Genomic DNA, 16,455 nt, shown 5'->3' on the forward strand with positions numbered 1-16,455 from the left:
GGCTCACAGGCTGACCCGGCTGCCGAGCAGGGCCTGGACAGCCGCGAGGTCCGCCTGCGACAGGCCGTTCTGCAGCAGGAACGAGCGCGTATTTAGTTCCCGGGCGAACTGCACCACCGTCCGGCCGCGTTCTTCCAGCAGGGGGTCAAGTTCGTCGTTTTCCATGTAGCGCTCGCGCGCGTGCGGCGGGCCGTGTGTCCGGTAACGTTCGTTGATGCCGCGGGCAGCTTTGGCGTAGCCGATGGCGATCTGCTCGTCGGAGTCGCCGGCAAGGTCCTGCAGCATGGCCGCCACCATCCCGCTGCGGTCCCGGCCCGCTGCGCAATGAATGACCACCGCGCCTGGGGCCGACGCAACCACGCGGAAAATCTCCACGAATTTTTCCGGGAAGAGACGGACGTTGTGCAGGTAGTGGGCGGGATCGTTGAGGTAAGGCCCGCACACGGCGGTGAGCCGGTGATCGTCCGGGACTTCGGTGGGGGCGGAGACAATGTTGACGCCGGACCAGGCCGATTCAGCCACGGCGGGATCGGTGTCCCGGCGCTGCGCCTCATGGGAGTTACGGAGGTCCACCACGGTGCGGACGCCGTCGTCGTACGCGTTCCGCCAGCCTGATTCGGTGAGCCATTCGCGGCGGCCCATCCGGAAGACGCCCCCTGCGACGTGCCACGCATTCACGGCACCGTCCCAGCCCATGGCTCCCCCAGCTTTCTCCATCCGCAAAGCTAACCACACAGCCGCTGCCGCCTGCACGCCCGGGGGTAGGTACACGGGCAAGTAGCGGCGCAGAAAAACACGTACTCGGTTCCCGTGACCGGCCCCTACTCAGGGCGTAACGTGACACTACTTGCCTGTGTCACTTTGTTTGTTTGATCAGAAAAAGGGGAATTTCGATGGCAGCTTCAGCAGTACGACGGCGGCGCTCGGCCTTTGCGGCCGGTGTCGCCACTCTTGCAATGACCTTGAGTCTCTCGGCAGCACCCGCGCAGGCGGCGCCGTTCAACGAATATGTAGCTTTGGGCGACTCTTACGCCGCCGGAGTGGGGGCCGGGGAGTATGTGGACGTCGCTTGTGGCCGCAGCGCGAACGCCTATTCTGAACTCGCAGATGCGCTCAAGACCGTAAGAGACGTCACGAATGTGGCGTGCGGCGGTAGGACGACCCAAGGCGTGGTGAGCGAGCAGCTCGGAGTGCTGGACAGGCAGACTGATCTCGTCACCATCACTGCCGGCGGCAACAACCTGGACTTCGGCACGCTTGCTGCCGCTTGCGCGTCGGCTCTGTTCGGCGCACCTCCCAGCCCTGAGTGCAACGCCGCCGCGGGCGCCGCTATTGCAAAAGCCGAAAGCGGACAACTGGCCGGTGAGGTAGGCAGCATGATCCAAAGCGTCCACGAAGCTGCACCCAACGCAAGAATCGTCGTAACCGGATACCCCTACATCCTGGATCCTCTTCCGGCCGACCAGACCAATCCGATGTCCTTCAACTATGTGGCCACTCGACTGATTGACGGCTTGAATGGATCCATTGAGGCAGCCGCAGCAGCAGCGCCCAAGAGGGTTGACGTGGAATTCGTCGGAGTTACGGAGGCCTTTGCCGGCCACGGCGTATTGACCCCTGACTCGTGGATCAATCTGAACATTGAAGACCCACGCAGTTTCTTGCACCCGAATGCTGCGGGCTACCAGGCGTACTTCGCCGCCCTGAGCGCCGCTGGAGCCTTTAAGCCCTAGCGCCGCTTGGCCAGCCTGAACTGCAGCCCCGCGCGGACCATGGGCCATTCGTGCTCCAGGATTGAGAACACCACGTAATCCCGGAGCACGCCGTCCTTGGTCCGCGAGTGGCTGCGGAGCACACCGTCCTGTTTGGCGCCCAGCCTGGCAATGGCTTCCCGCGACTGGTGGTTGAGCCAGTGGGTCCGGAACTCGACGGCGGGGCATCCGAGGTTTTCGAAGGCATGGCCCAAAAGCAGCAGCTTGGAATCCGGGTTGGTGCCGGTGCCTTGCGAAGAAGCCGCATTCCACGTGTAACCGATCTCCACGCGGGGTGTGGCGGCGTCGATATTGCAGTAAGAGGTCATCCCAATAATCGGGCCCGGTCCGCCCGTAGCGGGGTCGATGAGGCGCGTGGTGAACGGCACCATGGACCCCGCCTCCTGCATGGCCAGCCGGCGGTCGATCTCCGCAGCCATCTCCTCCGGCGCGGGGACAGAGGTGTACCAGAGCTTCCAGAGTTCGCCGTCCCGGGCTGCGGCCACCAGGCCGTCATGGTGTTCCGAGCGCAAGGGCTCCAGGATGACGTGCTTGCCGGTCAGCGTGAGGGGTTCAATAAAAGTCACTGCACCAGCGTAGGCTCAACCTGTGCCGCCGGATACGCTGGGGGCAGCACCAACCGGCGAGCAAGGGAGTTGACGTGTCAGGTTCCAATCCGGACCCGCAGGATGACAAGATCACCGGCCTGGAACCGGGCGGCGGAGTGCCGCCGGGCGAAACTCCGCCGGGCGAAGGTTCCGTTGCAGGCACCCAGGAGCCCCGGCAGCGCGGCTCAGGAAAGGGTCAGCAGGTCTTCTGGCTCGGTGCGATCGGTGCCGGCGTCCTGCTGTTCCTGCTCTTCTTCATCGGCTACATCGTCGGATTCTTCGACTAAGACTTACCCGTCCAGTCGAAAAACCCCTTACCCGTTTTGCGGCCCAGTTCGCCGCGGGCAACCTTGTCCTTCAGAATCTGCGGCGGGGCGAAGCGCTCTCCCAGCGTCGACTGCAGGTACTCCGCAATGCCCAGCCGCACATCCAGGCCCACAATGTCAGTGGTGCGCAGCGGTCCGGTGGGATGCTTGTAGCCCAGGACCATGGCGTTGTCGATGTCCTCGGCGGACGCCACTCCCTCCTCCACCATCCGCATTGCCTCCAGGGCAATTGCCACGCCCAGCCTCGAGGAGGCAAAGCCCGGGGCATCGTTGACGACGACGGCGGTCTTGCCGAGTGCCTCCACCCACCTTTTGGCGGCGGCGGCGAGGGTAGGGGACGTCCGCTCCCCCAGCACCACTTCGATCAGCGTTGATGCGGGCACCGGGTTGAAGAAGTGCAGCCCCAGAAAGTTCTGCGGGCGCTTAAGTTCTTGGGCCAGGCCATCAACCGACAGGGAAGAGGTGTTGGAAGCGAGATACGCATCCGCCGCCAGCCGGTCCTCGATGCCGCGCAGGGAGGCCACCTTCAGGTCCCAGTCCTCCGGAACGGCCTCCACCACCAATTGCCGGTCCGCGAAGTCGTCGTAGTCCACGGTGACGGCAAGCCGCGACACCATTTCATCCAGGTTGCCGTCAGTTGCGCCCATCTCGATGCTCTTGGCTGCGGCAGACTCCACCCGCTCCCGGGCGGCCTCGGCCGATTCCTCATCGCGTTCCACCACCAGGACGTTTGAGCCTTTGAGCAGGAAAGCGTGGGCAATCCCTGCGCCCATGCGGCCGCCACCCAGGACTCCTACAGTGGCGGGAAGGTTCTCCGGGAGTCTTGAATTGCTCATGTTTGGTTCGCCTGTTCTACTTCAGGGGCGCTCTTGGCCGCTTTCTTGGCTGCGTTCTTGTCGAGGAACGCCTGCATCCTGTCGAACTTGGCCTGGGATTCGAAAAGGATTCCCTGTGCCAGCTGGTCGATCAGCGGGTGCGCTTCAGCCGGGGCGTGGAACACCGACTTGGTGATCCTCACGGCCAGTGGGTCCTGACGGCCGATCCTGTCGGCCAGATCGTGCGCGGCGTCCATCAGTGCCGGTGCCTCGTGGATTTCGGTGATGAGGTTGACAGCCAAAGCCTCGTCGGCCTTGAGCACGCGGCCCGCCAGGAGGATCTGTTTGGCCACCGGCTCGCCCACCAGTTCCTTGAGCCGCCAGCTCGCGCCGGCCGCAGCCAGGATCCCCAGCCCGGTCTCAGGGTTGCCGATCCTGACACCGGGCGTGCCGATACGGAAATCTGCGGCGTAGGCGAGTTCGGCGCCGCCGCCCAGGCAGTACCCGTCAAGGGCTGCAATCACGGGCATGGGCAGCTTGGCGATCCGGACGAAGATGGTGGAGTTGATGCCCTGCAGCGCATCGTCCCGGCGCCGTTCCCGCAGTTGGGCGATGTCCGCGCCGGAGGCAAACACTCCGTCCGTGCCCGCGATGATCAGGACCTTGGGGTGCTGTTCCAGCTCGGCACAGACCTGGTGGAGTTCATCCACCATGCGTTGGTCGATGGCGTTCCTGACGTCGGGGCGGTTGAGGAGGACCACCACGCGGTCGGCCCGCTCCTCAACCAGCAAGGTGGTGAAGTCGAGGGTACCGAGGTGTCCGGTGTTGCTCTCCGGGGCGGCGGGCATCAGACGCGCTCCAGCAGCATCGCGGTGCCCTGGCCGACGCCGATGCACATGGTGGCCAGCCCGATTTTCGCGTCCTCGCGTTCCATCCGGCCCAGCAGGGTGATGGCGATCCGTGAGCCGCTGGAACCGAGCGGATGGCCCAGGCTGATGGCGCCGCCGTCGTTGTTCACAATCTCCGGGTCCAGGCCCAGCCTGCGCATGCTGGCGAGCGACTGCGTGGCGAATGCTTCGTTAAGTTCGACGGCGCCGAGGTCACCGACGCTCAGTCCGCTCCGTTTGAGGACCTTCTGGGTGGCCGGGACCGGGCCGATGCCCATGATCTCCGGTTCGCAGCCGGCTGAGGCGCCGTCGATGATGCGGGCACGCGCGGTCAGGCCAAGCCGCTCGATGGCGGCCTCGGACGCGACGATGATGGCCGACGCGCCGTCGTTCAACGTGGAGGAGTTGCCGGCGGTCACCACGGAGCCGCCGGGCACTACCGGACGGAGCCCCGCGAGGACGTCCAGGGTGGTTCCGGCGCGGGGGCCTTCATCGGTGTCCACCACGGTTTCAGCCTTGCGGGTCCTGACCGTGACAGGGACGATTTCGTCAGCGAACCGGCCGGCGGCGATAGCGGCAAGGGAACGCTCATGGGAGCGGACGGCGAACGCGTCGGCGTCCTCACGGGTAATGCTGTCCACCCGGGCGACTTCCTCGGCCGTTTCCGGCATGGAGTAGGTCATCTTGCCGTCGCGGGCCAGACCGCCCTTCTGGAACAGCGGATTGACGAAGCGCCAGCCGATAGAGGTGTCGAAGATCTGGCCGGGCTTCGCGAACGCCGTGGCGGGCTTTTCCTGGACCCAGGGTGCCCGGCTCATCGATTCCACGCCGCCGGCAATGACGATGTCCGCGGCGCCGGCCTTGATCATCTGGCTGGCCTGGATGATGGCGCTGAGTCCGGACGCGCACAGCCTGTTAACGGTGATGCCGGGGATGTGGAGGGGAAGTCCGGCCAGGAGGGTGGCCATGCGCGCAACGTTGCGGTTTTCCTCACCGGCGCCGTTGGCGTTGCCCAGGATGACTTCATCGATGCTCTCCGGATCGAGCCCCGCGCGGCTCACGGCCTCGCGGATGACCAGCGCGGCCAGGTCATCAGGACGGACGGACGAGAGCGCCCCGCCGTACCTGCCCACAGGAGTGCGGACACCACCAACAAGAAAAGCCTCGACCATGAGAACATCCTTTACGCCAGAGAGTTATTTACCGACCGTTCGTTCTGTAAAGACTACACTGCCGCGTCAGTTTGTTGCAGCGTCAGTGAGGCGGGTACACGCAGTTCAGTATTCTCCCAAACGGCGGGGCTTTACCTATGGGTGATGTCCGGCTGCCGCGCTAGGCTAAGCGCATGGCAGCCAGCGACGGGCCGGTGAGTAGACGTACATTCATTGCAGTCACGCTCGGCGCTGCCGCCGTTGGTCTTGGTGCTGTTGCCGTTGGCACAGGTATGGGAAGCAACCTGCTCGGTGGTGGGGAAACCGAAGAACCCCCGCCGGGTGGCGCCGGGACTTCAGCGCCGGCCACGCAAGCGCCCGCAGCGCCCAGCTGGACCTCGGATGCCCGGGTAGCCGGGTTCGAGACCTTTGGGGGTGATCCGGCCGTCGATGAGCGCCTCGATGCGCTCGCGGCCTCGCATGTGAGCGTGGTGGTGATCGATTCCGACCTCTCCTTCTACCTGACCGATTCGCTGTTCGAGGAGAACGCAGCCTACATCGACACAGTGGCGGAGAAATGCCACCAGCGCGGCATGAAGATGGTGGCCTACTATCCAATGCTCGAGGTGCTCACGGAGGACGCACCGAACCAGGAACACACCATGTGGAAGGATCACCCGGACTGGGTGCAGCGCAGCATTGACGGGAACCCCAACCAGTTCGTGGGCGGCGAAGGCCGGGTGTTCTGGGTACCGCCGGGGACCGAGAGCGCCTGGCTCTGCCCCACCACCGCGTACCGCGAATATTTCATCAACCGGGTGAAGCGGCTCGCGCAGACTGCGCTTGACGGCTTGTGGGGTGACGTCCCGCTGCTCTCGGACATCGCCGGAGTGTGGCCCTGCACCAACGACACGTGCGCCGCGAAGTTCCTCGCCGAGACCGGACTCGCACAGCCCACCGGTGTGGATTGGAACAGTCCGGTGTTCCGCCGGTGGGTGGCGTGGCGCCATGGCGTCATCCACGAATTCGAGCAGGCGGTGCTCGCCGGGGCGCGTATGGTCCGGCCGGACTTCCAGCTCATCATCGAGACCGTCACGATGGACTACAGCAGCTGCACGGCACAGGGCCTCGACGGCGCCAGCCGCGACGACGGCGACATCCTCCGGGTTTGGGAAGTGGACTGCTCCAGCGACGAGACCGGCATGCGCGAGGCGCCGGCCGACGATTGGATCTCGATGGCGATCATGATGCGCCATGGCCGGGGTTGTGCGGGCAGCAACCCCAGTTGGGCGATCTCCTACGGCAAGCAGACCGACGACGCCGAGCGGGTCATGGCCCTCGCGATCACCGGCGGAGTACGGCCGTACGAGAGCCAGATTCCGGTCCTCAACCACACGGTGGGCGACGCTTGGCGCGGCAGGATGTACGGCTGGCTCAAGGACAACAACGACCTCTGGGCCGGCGTGAGCGCCAATCCGGTGGCGGTGATTTTCTCCAGCGTGAGCCGCGACTTTGTCGACAAGAACGCCGGCGTGGGACTCTACACCAGCACCAACTTGCCCGATCCCCTCTGGTGGGCGACCGAGCCGACGGACTCCGCCAAGACGCTGCCCTACCTGGCCGAATACCGCGGCATCTGCAAGGCCCTCATCCACGCGCACGCGCCGTACGACGTCATCACCACACCGCACCTCTCGGCGGCGCGGCTCGCGCCATACCCGCTGGTGGTGGCGCCGAGACCGGCAGCCCTTTCGGACGGTGAAATCGCCGAGCTGAAGGGCTACGTCGAGGCTGGGGGCACGCTCGTGGTCACGGGTGCCACAGATGCCGGCATCTTCGATGAGCACGGCGGGCTCCGGGCCCAGCCGGCCCTACTGCAGGCACTCGGCCTCAGTGCGGGCGCCAACTGGTTACGCACCCCGCACGGCCGCGGTGCAGTGGTGCTGGTGACCGCGCAGGTGGGGCAGGAATTTTACCAAACCACAGACGCCTCAGTCACGGCCGCCCTGGCGTTGATCATGGAGGAGAGCCGGCGGACCATCGTGACCAATGCGCCGCCCGCGGTGGTCATGGACCTCCGCCAGCACGAGGAACGCCAGCTGGATGTGGTCTTCGCCAACCTCCACGGCCTCGATACTGGCGGTTTCAATGGTCAGGGCGCCAGCTTCAAGGTCGCCATCCCCTGCGGCGGGAAAGTGCCCGGGCGTGTGACTATCACTCAGCCGGGGGACCCGGCCCCCGTAGATACACCGTTTACCCATGAGGACGGACGTGCCGTCTTCGATGTGACAGTGGGCGCGCTCTTGTTGGCGCGTATCTCACTTAGCTGAGGACGACTTGTCAGAGGACGACGACGCCCAGATGCCCGGCCAGCAGGGGCGCCAGCAGGCTCAGCTGATAGTCGTCAATCACCACGCCCGCCAGGCTGCCCAGGCCGCTGATGGTCCGGAAATCCGTGCCTCGCAGGTCGAAGTCCTTCAGCCGCGCGCCGGTGAGGTCCAGGGTCCCGATGGTGCAGTTTTTCAACGCTACCCGGGTGCCGGCGGCGGACCCCAGATCGAGCTCGTTGATGATGCAGTCGCTAATGACGACGTCCGTCAGTTTGGCTCCGCGCAGGTTAAGGAAGTCCAGCTTCCCGCCGTCGATCCGGACGGACTGCCAGCCGCTCTCATACAGCTCGGCGGAGCCCAACCGCGGATTGTTCAGCTGCACGTCCCGCCACGTGGAGCGGGCCGCCCGGAACACCGGGGCGTACAGCTCGGAAAGGACGCAGTCCCGGAAGGTGGCACCGCGAAGCTGGGTGTCGTTGAACGAAACGCCTTGGAATTCACACTCGGCGAAATCGGTGCCGCTCAGCTCCAGGCCGTCGGCCGCCGCCCGGCTGTACCGGACGCCGTCGTACCTTTCACCGCGCTGGAAGTCCGGCGCAGGGTCCTCGCGAAGATCTGCCAAGGTGACCGCTGAGAGACGGGGTGCCGTCACTTTCGGAGCCTTTACCGCCACTAGAGCGATTCAGCTTTCGCCGCGATTTCGGTCAGGTCCTTGGCCAGGGCCTTGCGGGTCATGCTCATGCCGATCTTCCCGAAGAGGGCCATGCCGACCTTGCTGAGCAGTGTGGGCTTGACCAGATCAGCACCAAAGGTCACGGTGAGCTCGGTTTCGCCGTCACGCCCGGCCAGGTTGAAGTGCGTGACGTAATCTGCTCCGCCCTGATGGGCCTTGACTACCGTGCTGCGGGGAGAGTCAGCCTCAGCCACCCACATCTCCACGGTTTCCGAGCGGCCCATCATGCTCCGGGTTTCCTTCCACCGGGTCCCCTGTCCGTAAGGCCCGTCGCTGAGCATCTGGATGGATTCGATGCTGGAGAGCGTGGCGGCGGAACCCGGGATGTCCGAGATGACAGCCCAGACCTTCTCTGGAGTGGCGCGGATGTGCTGGGTCAGGCTTGTGCTGTGGTCCATGCATTGAGCCTATCCGGGGGGCCCGACAATTCCACCCGGAGCCGCACTGCAGCTCGGCATCTCCGATCAGTAGCGCCAAAATCCACCCGGAAGTAGTAAGCATGCTTTGTGTTAGGGTGAAAATGCATTGTTAGACCAACCGGAAACGAAAGGCGGCCAGACTATGGGCCTCGGAGACAAGATCGGTAACGAAGCAGAGCACTTGGGCGGCAAGGCAAAGGAAGCAGCCGGCAACGCCACCGATAACGACCGGCTGCGCGCCGAAGGTCAGTCTGACCAGGTCAAGGCTGACGCGAAGAAGGTCGGCGAAGACGTCAAGGACACCTTCAAGCGGGATTAACCCGCAGCGCCCCACATCTGGACGGCGGTGGATTCCCATGGGGGGTTCGCCGCCGTTCTTTTGTCACTCACAACCGACGACGACGGCGGGCCGCCCCCGAGAGGGTGACCCGCCGTCGTCGTACTGCTTTAAGCCGTACAGCACTGTGCGTTACCGCTGGAGCGGAACCTAGCAGAAGAGCTCGCTCTTCGGTTCGTTGTTCCGGACCTTCTGCCAGCCCAGCCACAGGACCAGCGCGAAGAACGGGATGGTGGCCAGGGTCCAGAGGCCAAGGTGGAAGACCTCGCCGGTCTTGCTGGTCATGGTGTCGAAGCCGATCAGCACGGTGATGGCCAGCAGGGCAATCAGGCCGGCCCAGCTGGTCCAGATTCCGCCGGGCGCGGGCAGGGAGGAGACCTTGCCCTTCTTCTTGCGCAGCGCGATCTGGCTGGCGAAGATGGCACCCCAGGTGAAGATCACGCCGATCGACGCGGAGTTCAGCGCGAGATCGAACGCGTGGGAGCCGCCGAGCCAGATGTTCAGCAGGATGCCCACGAGGTAGACGCCGCCGATGGCCAGGATAGCGGCGTACGGCACGTGGCTCTTGGACATCCGGGTCAGCCACTCGGGGGCGTGCCCGTTGTTGGCCATGGTCCGGAAGATCCGGCCGATCGAGTACAGACCGGAGTTGCAGGAGGACAGCGCGGCGGTGATGACGATCATGTTCATGACATCGCCCATCCAGCCGAGGCCCATCTGGCCGAACACAGTGACGAACGGCGAGGTGCCGGCCACGTACTGGTCCGAGGGCAACAGCATGGCCAGCAGGGTCACGGAACCCACGTAGAACACCACGATGCGGAACACGACCGCGCGGATGGCCTTGGGCACTTCCTTGGCGGGATCCTGCATTTCGCCGGCGGTGATGCCCACGAGTTCGATGCCGTTGTAGGCGAAGATCACGGCGTTCAGGACCAGGATCATCACCAGGGCGCCCTTGGGGAACATTCCTCCTTCGGCAGCGAAGAGGTTGTTCACGGAGGCGTTGCCGTCGCCCACCTGGGCGTTGGTGATGACCATGAACGTGCCCACGGCCAGGAAGATCATGATGGCGCCTACCTTGAGGCAGGAGGCCCAGAATTCGAATTCGCCGAACGCCTTGACGCTCAGGAGGTTCACGCCCACCAGCAGCAGCAGCGCCGCGATGGCTGACAGCTCAACGGGGACGTTGGGGAAGAAGAACTGGAAGTACAGCCCGATCGCGATGAGCTCGGCGATGCCGGTCATGGCCCAGTTGATGAAGTACATCCAGCCGGAGAGGTACGCGCCCTTCTTGCCGAACATCTCGCCCGCGTAGCTGACGAACGAACCCGACGTCTGGCGGTACATGATGAGCTCGCCCAGCGCCCGCATCAGCAGGTAGGCGATGACGCCGGCAATGGCGTAGGAGAAGATGAGTGCGGGGCCCGTGGAGGCCAGGCGTCCGCCGGCACCCATGAAGAGGCCGACGCCGATCGCGCCGCCCATCGCGATCATGGTGACCTGGCGGCCGCTCAGGGACTTCGCATAGCCCTCGGCACTGAGGGTGGAGTCGACGACGGCGGATTGCGCCGTGCGGTTCTCAAGTTCTGTGGGGGTACTTTGTGGCACAACAATTCCTTGTGGGTAGGGGGATTGGCCGCAGCCCTAACATGGATGATTCCGATCACAAAATTCGGCTTTTCGGCCTTATGGCAACCGATTGTGAGCGGAATCTTCCGTGTTATCGAAACTTCGCGCGGCCTGTCCATCCTACAAGATGTCCCGGGGTGCAACGTGACGGGGGCTACACCGGGACCGTCTCCAGTACCAGATTCCGGTCGCCATCGGCGCTCACCTGATAGGTGCGCAGCGGGCTTGCGCCCGTGGTTGAACAACCCGTGGCCAGCTCAAACGCGTGCTGGTGGAGCGGACAGATCACCACCTCGTTATCGATGGTGCCGTCCGCAATCGGTCCGCCGCGGTGCGGGCAGACCGCGGCGAGCGCGCGGAGCGAACCGTCCCTGAGCCGGAAGACTGCTATCTGTTCGCCGTCCACCGCGAAGGCCCGCCCCTCCCCCAACGGGATCTGGTCAACGGGACCCAGGACATGGGTTGCGGTGCTGCTGTTCCCCTGGCCGATGCTCATCGGACCGGTACCTGCGGCAGGACCGTCAGCGGCAGTGACGTACGGAACTGGCCCGGAGTGAGGGGATCGTTGCGCTCGCTCCAGGGGTCCACGTAGGCATCAACCGTGGCCTGGATGGCGGCGTCGAGCTGGCCGGCAATTCCTTCTGCGTCCTCCACGATCACCGCGCGCAGGTGCTCGATGCCCACCCGGGGAACGAAGGCGTAGGTCCGTTCCAGCCAGTTGGCGCGTTCACGGTAGTACTGCATAAAGCGGCCGGTCAGGACCTTGACTTCCTCCGGGTCATCCACGGTGGCCAGCAGGTCCCCTTTCCGGATGTGGGCGCCCGCCGCTCCCCCGATGTAGATCTCCCAGCGGCCGCCCTCCACAGCCACCACGCCCACGTCCTTCACCAGCGACTCCGCGCAGTTCCGCGGGCAGCCGGACACCGCGAGCTTCAGCTTGGCCGGCGCTTCGATGCCCTGGAACCGGGATTCGATCTCGATGCCGAGCCTGGTGGAATCCCCCGTCCCGTAGCGGCAGAAGTCCTTGCCCACACACGTTTTCACGGTGCGGAAGCTCTTGCCGTAGGCGTAGCCGGAGGGCATGTCCAGGTCCGCCCAGACCTGCGGGAGGTCCTCCTTGGGGATGCCCAGCAGGTCGATCCGCTGCCCGCCGGTCAGTTTGATCAGCGGGACCTTGTGCTTCTCCGCGACGTCGGCAATGCGGCGGAGCTGCTGAACGGACGTGACGCCGCCCTTCATCTGCGGGACCACCGAGAAGGTGCCGTCGCGCTGGATGTTGGCGTGGACACGATCGTTGATGAAGCGGGCATCGCGTTCGTCGATGTACTGGTCCGCCAGCATCATCTTCAGCAGCGAGGCCAGCCCCATCTTGGACTTTGCGTCCTCGGCACTTCCCGGGGCCAGGGCCTGGAATACAGAGGAGACGGACCTGAGGCCGCGCTTGCGGATCTCCGCCATCAGCGCGGCTTTGTCCAGCGGTATCCCCGGGACGTAGTGGCTGGCGGCTGGGTCTTCCTCCACGGCACCGTCCGCGGCCCATTCCACCACCTGCTTCACCAGCAGCTTGCAGGAGCCGCAGCCTTTGCCGGCGCGGGTAGCGTCCATCGCACCGGCCAAGCTGTTGCAGCCGGCTTTGACGACGCCGACCAGCGCCTTCTTGCTGACCCCGTTGCAGTTGCAGACCTGCGCGTCGTCGTCCAGCTCAGCCACGCCGACGTCCTCCCCCGGTGTTCCGAGATCGAACATGAGCCCGATCCGTTCGGCCGGCAGGGGCATGCCGCGGTCGTAGGCCTGGGTCAGGAAGGCCACCTTGCGGCTGTCCCCCAGCAGGGTGGCGCCCACCATTTTGTTGTCCCGGACCACGATGGATTTGAAGATGCCCCGGCTGGGCTCGGAGAAGACGATGTGCTCGTCGGTATCGCGCTCCGGGCCTTGCAGGCCCATGGATGCCACCTCAACACCTGCCACCTTCAGTTTGGTGGCGGTGCGGGAACCCAGATAGGCCGACGTCGGATCGGCTCCGGTCACGTGGTTGGCCAGCACCACGGCCTGTTCCCAGAGCGGCGCCACCAGGCCATACACCTGCCCGCGGTGCTGGACGCATTCCCCCACGGCATAGATGAAGTCCTCGTCCTGGACGCGCAGCTGGTCATCCACCACAATGGCCCGTTCCACCGGCAGGCCGCTGAGCACGGCGAGGTCCACGTTGGGCCGGATGCCGGCGGCCACCACCACCATGTCGCACTCGATGTCCGGCCGGTCCCGGAGGCTCACCCCGGTCACCCTGTCGGCACCCAGGATGCCGGTGGTCCGGCTGCCCGTGTGGACGCCGATGCCCAGCGCCTCCACGCTGCGGCGGAGCACCGCACCGCCGTCGGGCCCCATCTGGGCGCTCATCAGGTGACCCGCGGAGTGGACCACCTCCACCTCGATACCGTGGCTCCGCAACCCATAGGCCGCCTCGAGGCCCAGGAGACCGCCGCCGATCACCACGGCCCGGCGGTGGTGCTCCTGCTGGGCGTGGGCCACCATTTTACGGGTGTCGTCGATGGTCCGGAAGCCGAAAATGCCGTGCTTCACGGAGCCGCCGGGCGTGTAGAGGCCGTCCATGGGTGGCATGTGGGAGCTGCTGCCGGTGGCGATGATCAGGACGTCGTACGGCGTGACCCGGCCGTCGTTGGAGAAGACGTGTTTGGTAGCTTTATCGATCCTCTCGGCCCGGACACCCGCGTGGAGGTCGATGCCGTTTTCCTGGTACCAGGACAGGGCGTTGAGGAAGATATCGGCGTCGCTTTCCTCCCCGGAGAGGACGTGGCTGAGCATGATCCGGTTGTAGTTCCCGTAGGGCTCGTCCCCGAACATGGTGATGCTGAACTGGTCCGCGCCGCCCCTTGCCAGGATCTCCTCCACAGCCCGGGCGCCGGCCATGCCGTTGCCGATCACCACCAGACGGCGCCTGGTTTCCGCGCCGGGCTTCCGCCCCTGCGTCCGGGCCTGCGGCCGTTCCGCGAGGCTGGTCATCAGTGCTCCACCATGCCGAGGTCGATGACCAGATGGCCGGAGACTGCCTCCGGTGCCACCAGGTACAGTTCGATCACCGTGCCGCCCTCGATGTCCTCCACCACCCGGAGCGGGACGTGGACATCGCCCTTGGCGCCGATCGGGAAATAGCGCATGGGGACGCCGTTGCGCATGAGAACGACGGTGACGAGCTCGCTGCTGGAGTTGCCGCCGCGGAAGTAGAGCGTCTGGTTGATCACGCCGTCGGGGACGTAGCGGGAGAGCTCGCTGTGGATGGGGACTGGCTTTTCCATCCCCACCCCCTGGAACGGGTAGATGCCCTGCAGGAAAAGGTTCTTGGTGATCACGTCAGGATCCTTTCGGCCGGCGGAAAGAATGGCACAGCCCCATCTTCTGCTGCCGATGTTTCCGGCCGCCCGTCACCCCGTAACTTTTCCTTTACGCAAACCTCACCGCCCGGGGCTCCGGCCGGCTGCCCGGGCCGGCTGCCCGCCGAATCCGCCGTCCGGCCGCCCCGCTTCAGGCCGGGCTCAGGCCGGGGCGAGCACGCCGTTGTCCATCGAATACCTGATCCAGCGGCCGGCATCGCCCGTCCGCGACTTCTCGCTCTTCCGTGCACACCGGGCAAACCATTCCCGCAGCGCCCGGTCATGGCTGACCATGACCAGTGTCCCCGCGAAGCCCTCCAGGACTTCCTCCAACTGCTCCACCAGGACAGGCGCCAGGTGGTTGGTCGGTTCATCAACGATGAGGGTGGAGTAGCCGCCCAGCAGCAGCCGCGCCAGGGCCAGCCGGCGCTGCTGACCCGCAGACAGGCTGCCCACCGGAACGTGGAACTCGCTGGTGCGGAACAGGCCCAGGCGCAGGAGGGCTTCGGCATGCTCATCGATGTTCCCGCCCAGACCGGCAGCGAAGGCCGGCAGCAGCCGCAGGCTTGGGCGTTCCGGCAGTTCGAGTTCCTGTTGCAGGTAACCGATCCGAGCCGGGCGCTCCACCATCCCCTCTGTGGGCTCCAGGGTCCCTGCCAGCACGGAGAGCAGCGTGGACTTTCCTGCCCCATTGGGGCCCGTGATCAGGATTTTGTCCCCGGCACCGGCCTGGAAGTTTGTGGCTCCCAGCCGCCCCGGAACCTGGACGCCGCGGGCCTTCAGGACCACCGACGTCGGCGGGAGACCTTCGGTGCCGGCGTCCGGCGTCGTGCGTCCTTCCGGCGTCCCGTCCATCGCCAGCTCCGCCATCAGCCGCAACGGCACAGGCGGACGGTCCACCGGGCTTGCTTCCAGCCGCCGCAGACGCTCCTGCGCGTTGCGGACCTTGCTGCTCGCTGCTTTCTGCCAGGTTCCGGCCTTGAAGTCGAATCCCACCTTGTCGTTGTCGCGCTTGCGGCCGTAGCCCATGGTCCCGGCCACGGTCTCCGCCTGGCGTTTTTCGGCCGCCATCTCGTCGATCCAGGAATGGTACTGCTGGACCCAGCGCTCGCGTTCGGCGGCCTTCTCGCGGAGGTAGCCGTCGTAGCCGTTGCCGTAGCGGGTCACGGCGAGGCGCTCGGCGTCGACCTCGATGATGGTGGTGGCGACCTTCCTGAGCAGCACGCGGTCGTGTGAGACCACCACCACGGTGCCGCGGTGGGCAGCCAGCCGGTCCTCGAGCCACGCGGTGCCCCGGGCATCGAGGTGGTTGGTGGGTTCGTCCAGGAGCAGGATGTCCGCCGGATCAGCCAGGACGCAGGCCAGCGCGACTCTTTCCTGCTCGCCGCCCGAAAGCGACCCCAAGGTCCGTTTCCGGTCCAGGCCGCCCAGGCCCAGCCGGTCCAGCGCGGCCTCCACCCGGGACTCGGCAGCGTAACCTTCGCGCAGCTGGTACTCGGTCTGCAGCCGGCCGTACAGTTCCAGGTCGTCGTCCTCGGCATCGGCGAGTCCGGCTTCCAAGCGGTCCAGCTCCGCCTCCAGCGCCCTCAGCGAAGCCAGGGAAGCGTCGATGGCGGCGCCCACGGTGAAGGACTCCGGCAGGCCATGCGTCTGGGCGAGGTAGCCCACCCGGCCGTGGCTGCCCGCGGTGCCTTCGTCCGGAGGTTCGAGGCCGGCCAGGATCCGGAGCAGCGTGGATTTGCCTGCGCCGTTTTCGCCCACGATGGCCACGTGTTCACCGGCGTTGATCACCAGATCGATGCGCTCGAGAAGCTGGCGGTCCCCGTAGCCGTGGGAAACGCCGGAAAGGTGGAGATGTTCAGTCACAGGAAGTCCTCGCAAGTTCCGCAGTGTGGCCGCCTGGGCTGAACCGGACGGTTCATCCAGCGCTCGACGGCGGCCCTGGTTTTCGGGGAACACTCCGGCGTGGCCGGGCTGCTGGTTAGGACTTCACCGCACCAGCGTGCCCCGCCCGACGCCGCGGCGTCAAGCCGCACGGCCGGTGACGGCGGCGCCCGGCCCAAGTCCGGCGCCGTAC

16 protein-coding genes are annotated in these 16,455 nt (G+C 65.7%); 4 read left to right on the forward strand and 12 right to left on the reverse strand.

Features of this window, described 5'->3' with window-relative positions:
* Positions 1-3: 3 nt before the first annotated feature.
* On the reverse strand, positions 4-717 hold the full coding sequence (locus ACP7AX_RS15490) for a tyrosine-protein phosphatase (protein WP_426227600.1): 714 nt from the start codon (positions 715-717) through the stop codon (positions 4-6).
* A gap of 176 nt (positions 718-893) precedes the next feature.
* On the opposite strand from ACP7AX_RS15490, the gene ACP7AX_RS15495 reads away from it, so the two are divergent.
* Positions 894-1,733: an SGNH/GDSL hydrolase family protein gene (locus ACP7AX_RS15495; RefSeq protein WP_426227602.1), complete on the forward strand. Its 840-nt coding sequence runs from the start codon at positions 894-896 to the stop codon at positions 1,731-1,733.
* Here ACP7AX_RS15495 and ACP7AX_RS15500 read toward each other — a convergent pair.
* The gene (locus ACP7AX_RS15500; RefSeq protein ID WP_426227604.1) at positions 1,730-2,338 is read right to left on the reverse strand and encodes a GNAT family N-acetyltransferase; all 609 of its coding nucleotides are present in this window, start codon (positions 2,336-2,338) and stop codon (positions 1,730-1,732) included. The two genes, ACP7AX_RS15495 and ACP7AX_RS15500, sit on opposite strands and share 4 nt — an antisense overlap.
* A gap of 74 nt (positions 2,339-2,412) precedes the next feature.
* Here ACP7AX_RS15500 and ACP7AX_RS15505 point away from each other — a divergent pair, with 74 nt between their 5' ends.
* Positions 2,413-2,646 (forward strand): DUF6480 family protein, encoded by a 234-nt coding sequence (locus ACP7AX_RS15505; protein WP_426227606.1) that lies wholly within the window; start codon positions 2,413-2,415, stop codon positions 2,644-2,646.
* On the opposite strand, the gene ACP7AX_RS15510 is transcribed toward ACP7AX_RS15505, so the two are convergent.
* The 3 genes from ACP7AX_RS15510 to ACP7AX_RS15520 are packed head-to-tail and all read right to left on the reverse strand — an operon-like array spanning position 2,643 to position 5,559.
* The gene (locus ACP7AX_RS15510; RefSeq protein WP_426227608.1) at positions 2,643-3,521 is read right to left on the reverse strand and encodes a 3-hydroxyacyl-CoA dehydrogenase family protein; all 879 of its coding nucleotides are present in this window, start codon (positions 3,519-3,521) and stop codon (positions 2,643-2,645) included. The genes ACP7AX_RS15505 and ACP7AX_RS15510 overlap by 4 nt on opposite strands.
* The gene (locus ACP7AX_RS15515; RefSeq protein WP_426227610.1) at positions 3,518-4,348 is read right to left on the reverse strand and encodes an enoyl-CoA hydratase/isomerase family protein; all 831 of its coding nucleotides are present in this window, start codon (positions 4,346-4,348) and stop codon (positions 3,518-3,520) included. The genes ACP7AX_RS15510 and ACP7AX_RS15515 overlap by 4 nt, the downstream gene beginning before the upstream one ends.
* On the reverse strand, positions 4,348-5,559 hold the full coding sequence (locus ACP7AX_RS15520; RefSeq protein WP_426227612.1) for a thiolase family protein: 1,212 nt from the start codon (positions 5,557-5,559) through the stop codon (positions 4,348-4,350). Before ACP7AX_RS15520 ends, ACP7AX_RS15515 begins: the two co-directional genes overlap by 1 nt.
* Positions 5,560-5,732: 173 nt before the next feature.
* On the opposite strand from ACP7AX_RS15520, the gene ACP7AX_RS15525 reads away from it, so the two are divergent.
* Complete coding sequence (locus ACP7AX_RS15525) at positions 5,733-7,868, forward strand: alpha-amylase family protein (protein ID WP_426227614.1); 2,136 nt, start codon at positions 5,733-5,735, stop codon at positions 7,866-7,868.
* Between the two features lie 10 nt (positions 7,869-7,878).
* Here ACP7AX_RS15525 and ACP7AX_RS15530 read toward each other — a convergent pair whose 3' ends face one another.
* A complete protein-coding gene (locus ACP7AX_RS15530) occupies positions 7,879-8,520 on the reverse strand; it encodes a pentapeptide repeat-containing protein (protein WP_426227616.1) in 642 nt (213 codons plus the stop codon).
* A 20-nt stretch (positions 8,521-8,540) separates the two neighbouring features.
* Positions 8,541-8,999 (reverse strand): SRPBCC family protein, encoded by a 459-nt coding sequence (locus tag ACP7AX_RS15535; RefSeq protein WP_131683823.1) that lies wholly within the window; start codon positions 8,997-8,999, stop codon positions 8,541-8,543.
* A 163-nt stretch (positions 9,000-9,162) separates the two neighbouring features.
* On the opposite strand from ACP7AX_RS15535, the gene ACP7AX_RS15540 reads away from it, so the two are divergent.
* Positions 9,163-9,339 carry a CsbD family protein gene (locus tag ACP7AX_RS15540; RefSeq protein ID WP_131683824.1) on the forward strand — a complete coding sequence of 59 codons (177 nt, stop codon included), beginning with the start codon at positions 9,163-9,165 and terminating at the stop codon, positions 9,337-9,339.
* Between the two features lie 168 nt (positions 9,340-9,507).
* Here the strand turns inward: ACP7AX_RS15540 and ACP7AX_RS15545 are convergent, their stop codons facing one another.
* From ACP7AX_RS15545 to ACP7AX_RS15565, 5 genes are all read right to left on the reverse strand, one after another.
* Positions 9,508-10,968 carry an amino acid permease gene (locus ACP7AX_RS15545; RefSeq protein WP_131683825.1) on the reverse strand — a complete coding sequence of 487 codons (1,461 nt, stop codon included), beginning with the start codon at positions 10,966-10,968 and terminating at the stop codon, positions 9,508-9,510.
* Positions 10,969-11,143: 175 nt separating this feature from the next.
* On the reverse strand, positions 11,144-11,485 hold the full coding sequence (locus tag ACP7AX_RS15550) for a Rieske (2Fe-2S) protein (RefSeq protein WP_426227619.1): 342 nt from the start codon (positions 11,483-11,485) through the stop codon (positions 11,144-11,146).
* Positions 11,482-14,010: a nitrite reductase large subunit NirB gene (gene nirB, locus ACP7AX_RS15555; RefSeq protein ID WP_426227621.1), complete on the reverse strand. Its 2,529-nt coding sequence runs from the start codon at positions 14,008-14,010 to the stop codon at positions 11,482-11,484. Before nirB ends, ACP7AX_RS15550 begins: the two co-directional genes overlap by 4 nt.
* Positions 14,010-14,357 (reverse strand): molybdopterin oxidoreductase, encoded by a 348-nt coding sequence (locus ACP7AX_RS15560; protein WP_426227623.1) that lies wholly within the window; start codon positions 14,355-14,357, stop codon positions 14,010-14,012. Before ACP7AX_RS15560 ends, nirB begins: the two co-directional genes overlap by 1 nt.
* 183 nt (positions 14,358-14,540) lie before the next feature.
* On the reverse strand, positions 14,541-16,244 hold the full coding sequence (locus tag ACP7AX_RS15565) for an ABC-F family ATP-binding cassette domain-containing protein (RefSeq protein ID WP_426227625.1): 1,704 nt from the start codon (positions 16,242-16,244) through the stop codon (positions 14,541-14,543).
* Positions 16,245-16,455: the final 211 nt, after the last annotated feature.

The sequence above is a fragment of the Pseudarthrobacter sp. DSP2-3-2b1 genome, from assembly GCF_049895945.1.
In the GTDB taxonomy this organism is placed as follows: domain Bacteria; phylum Actinomycetota; class Actinomycetes; order Actinomycetales; family Micrococcaceae; genus Arthrobacter.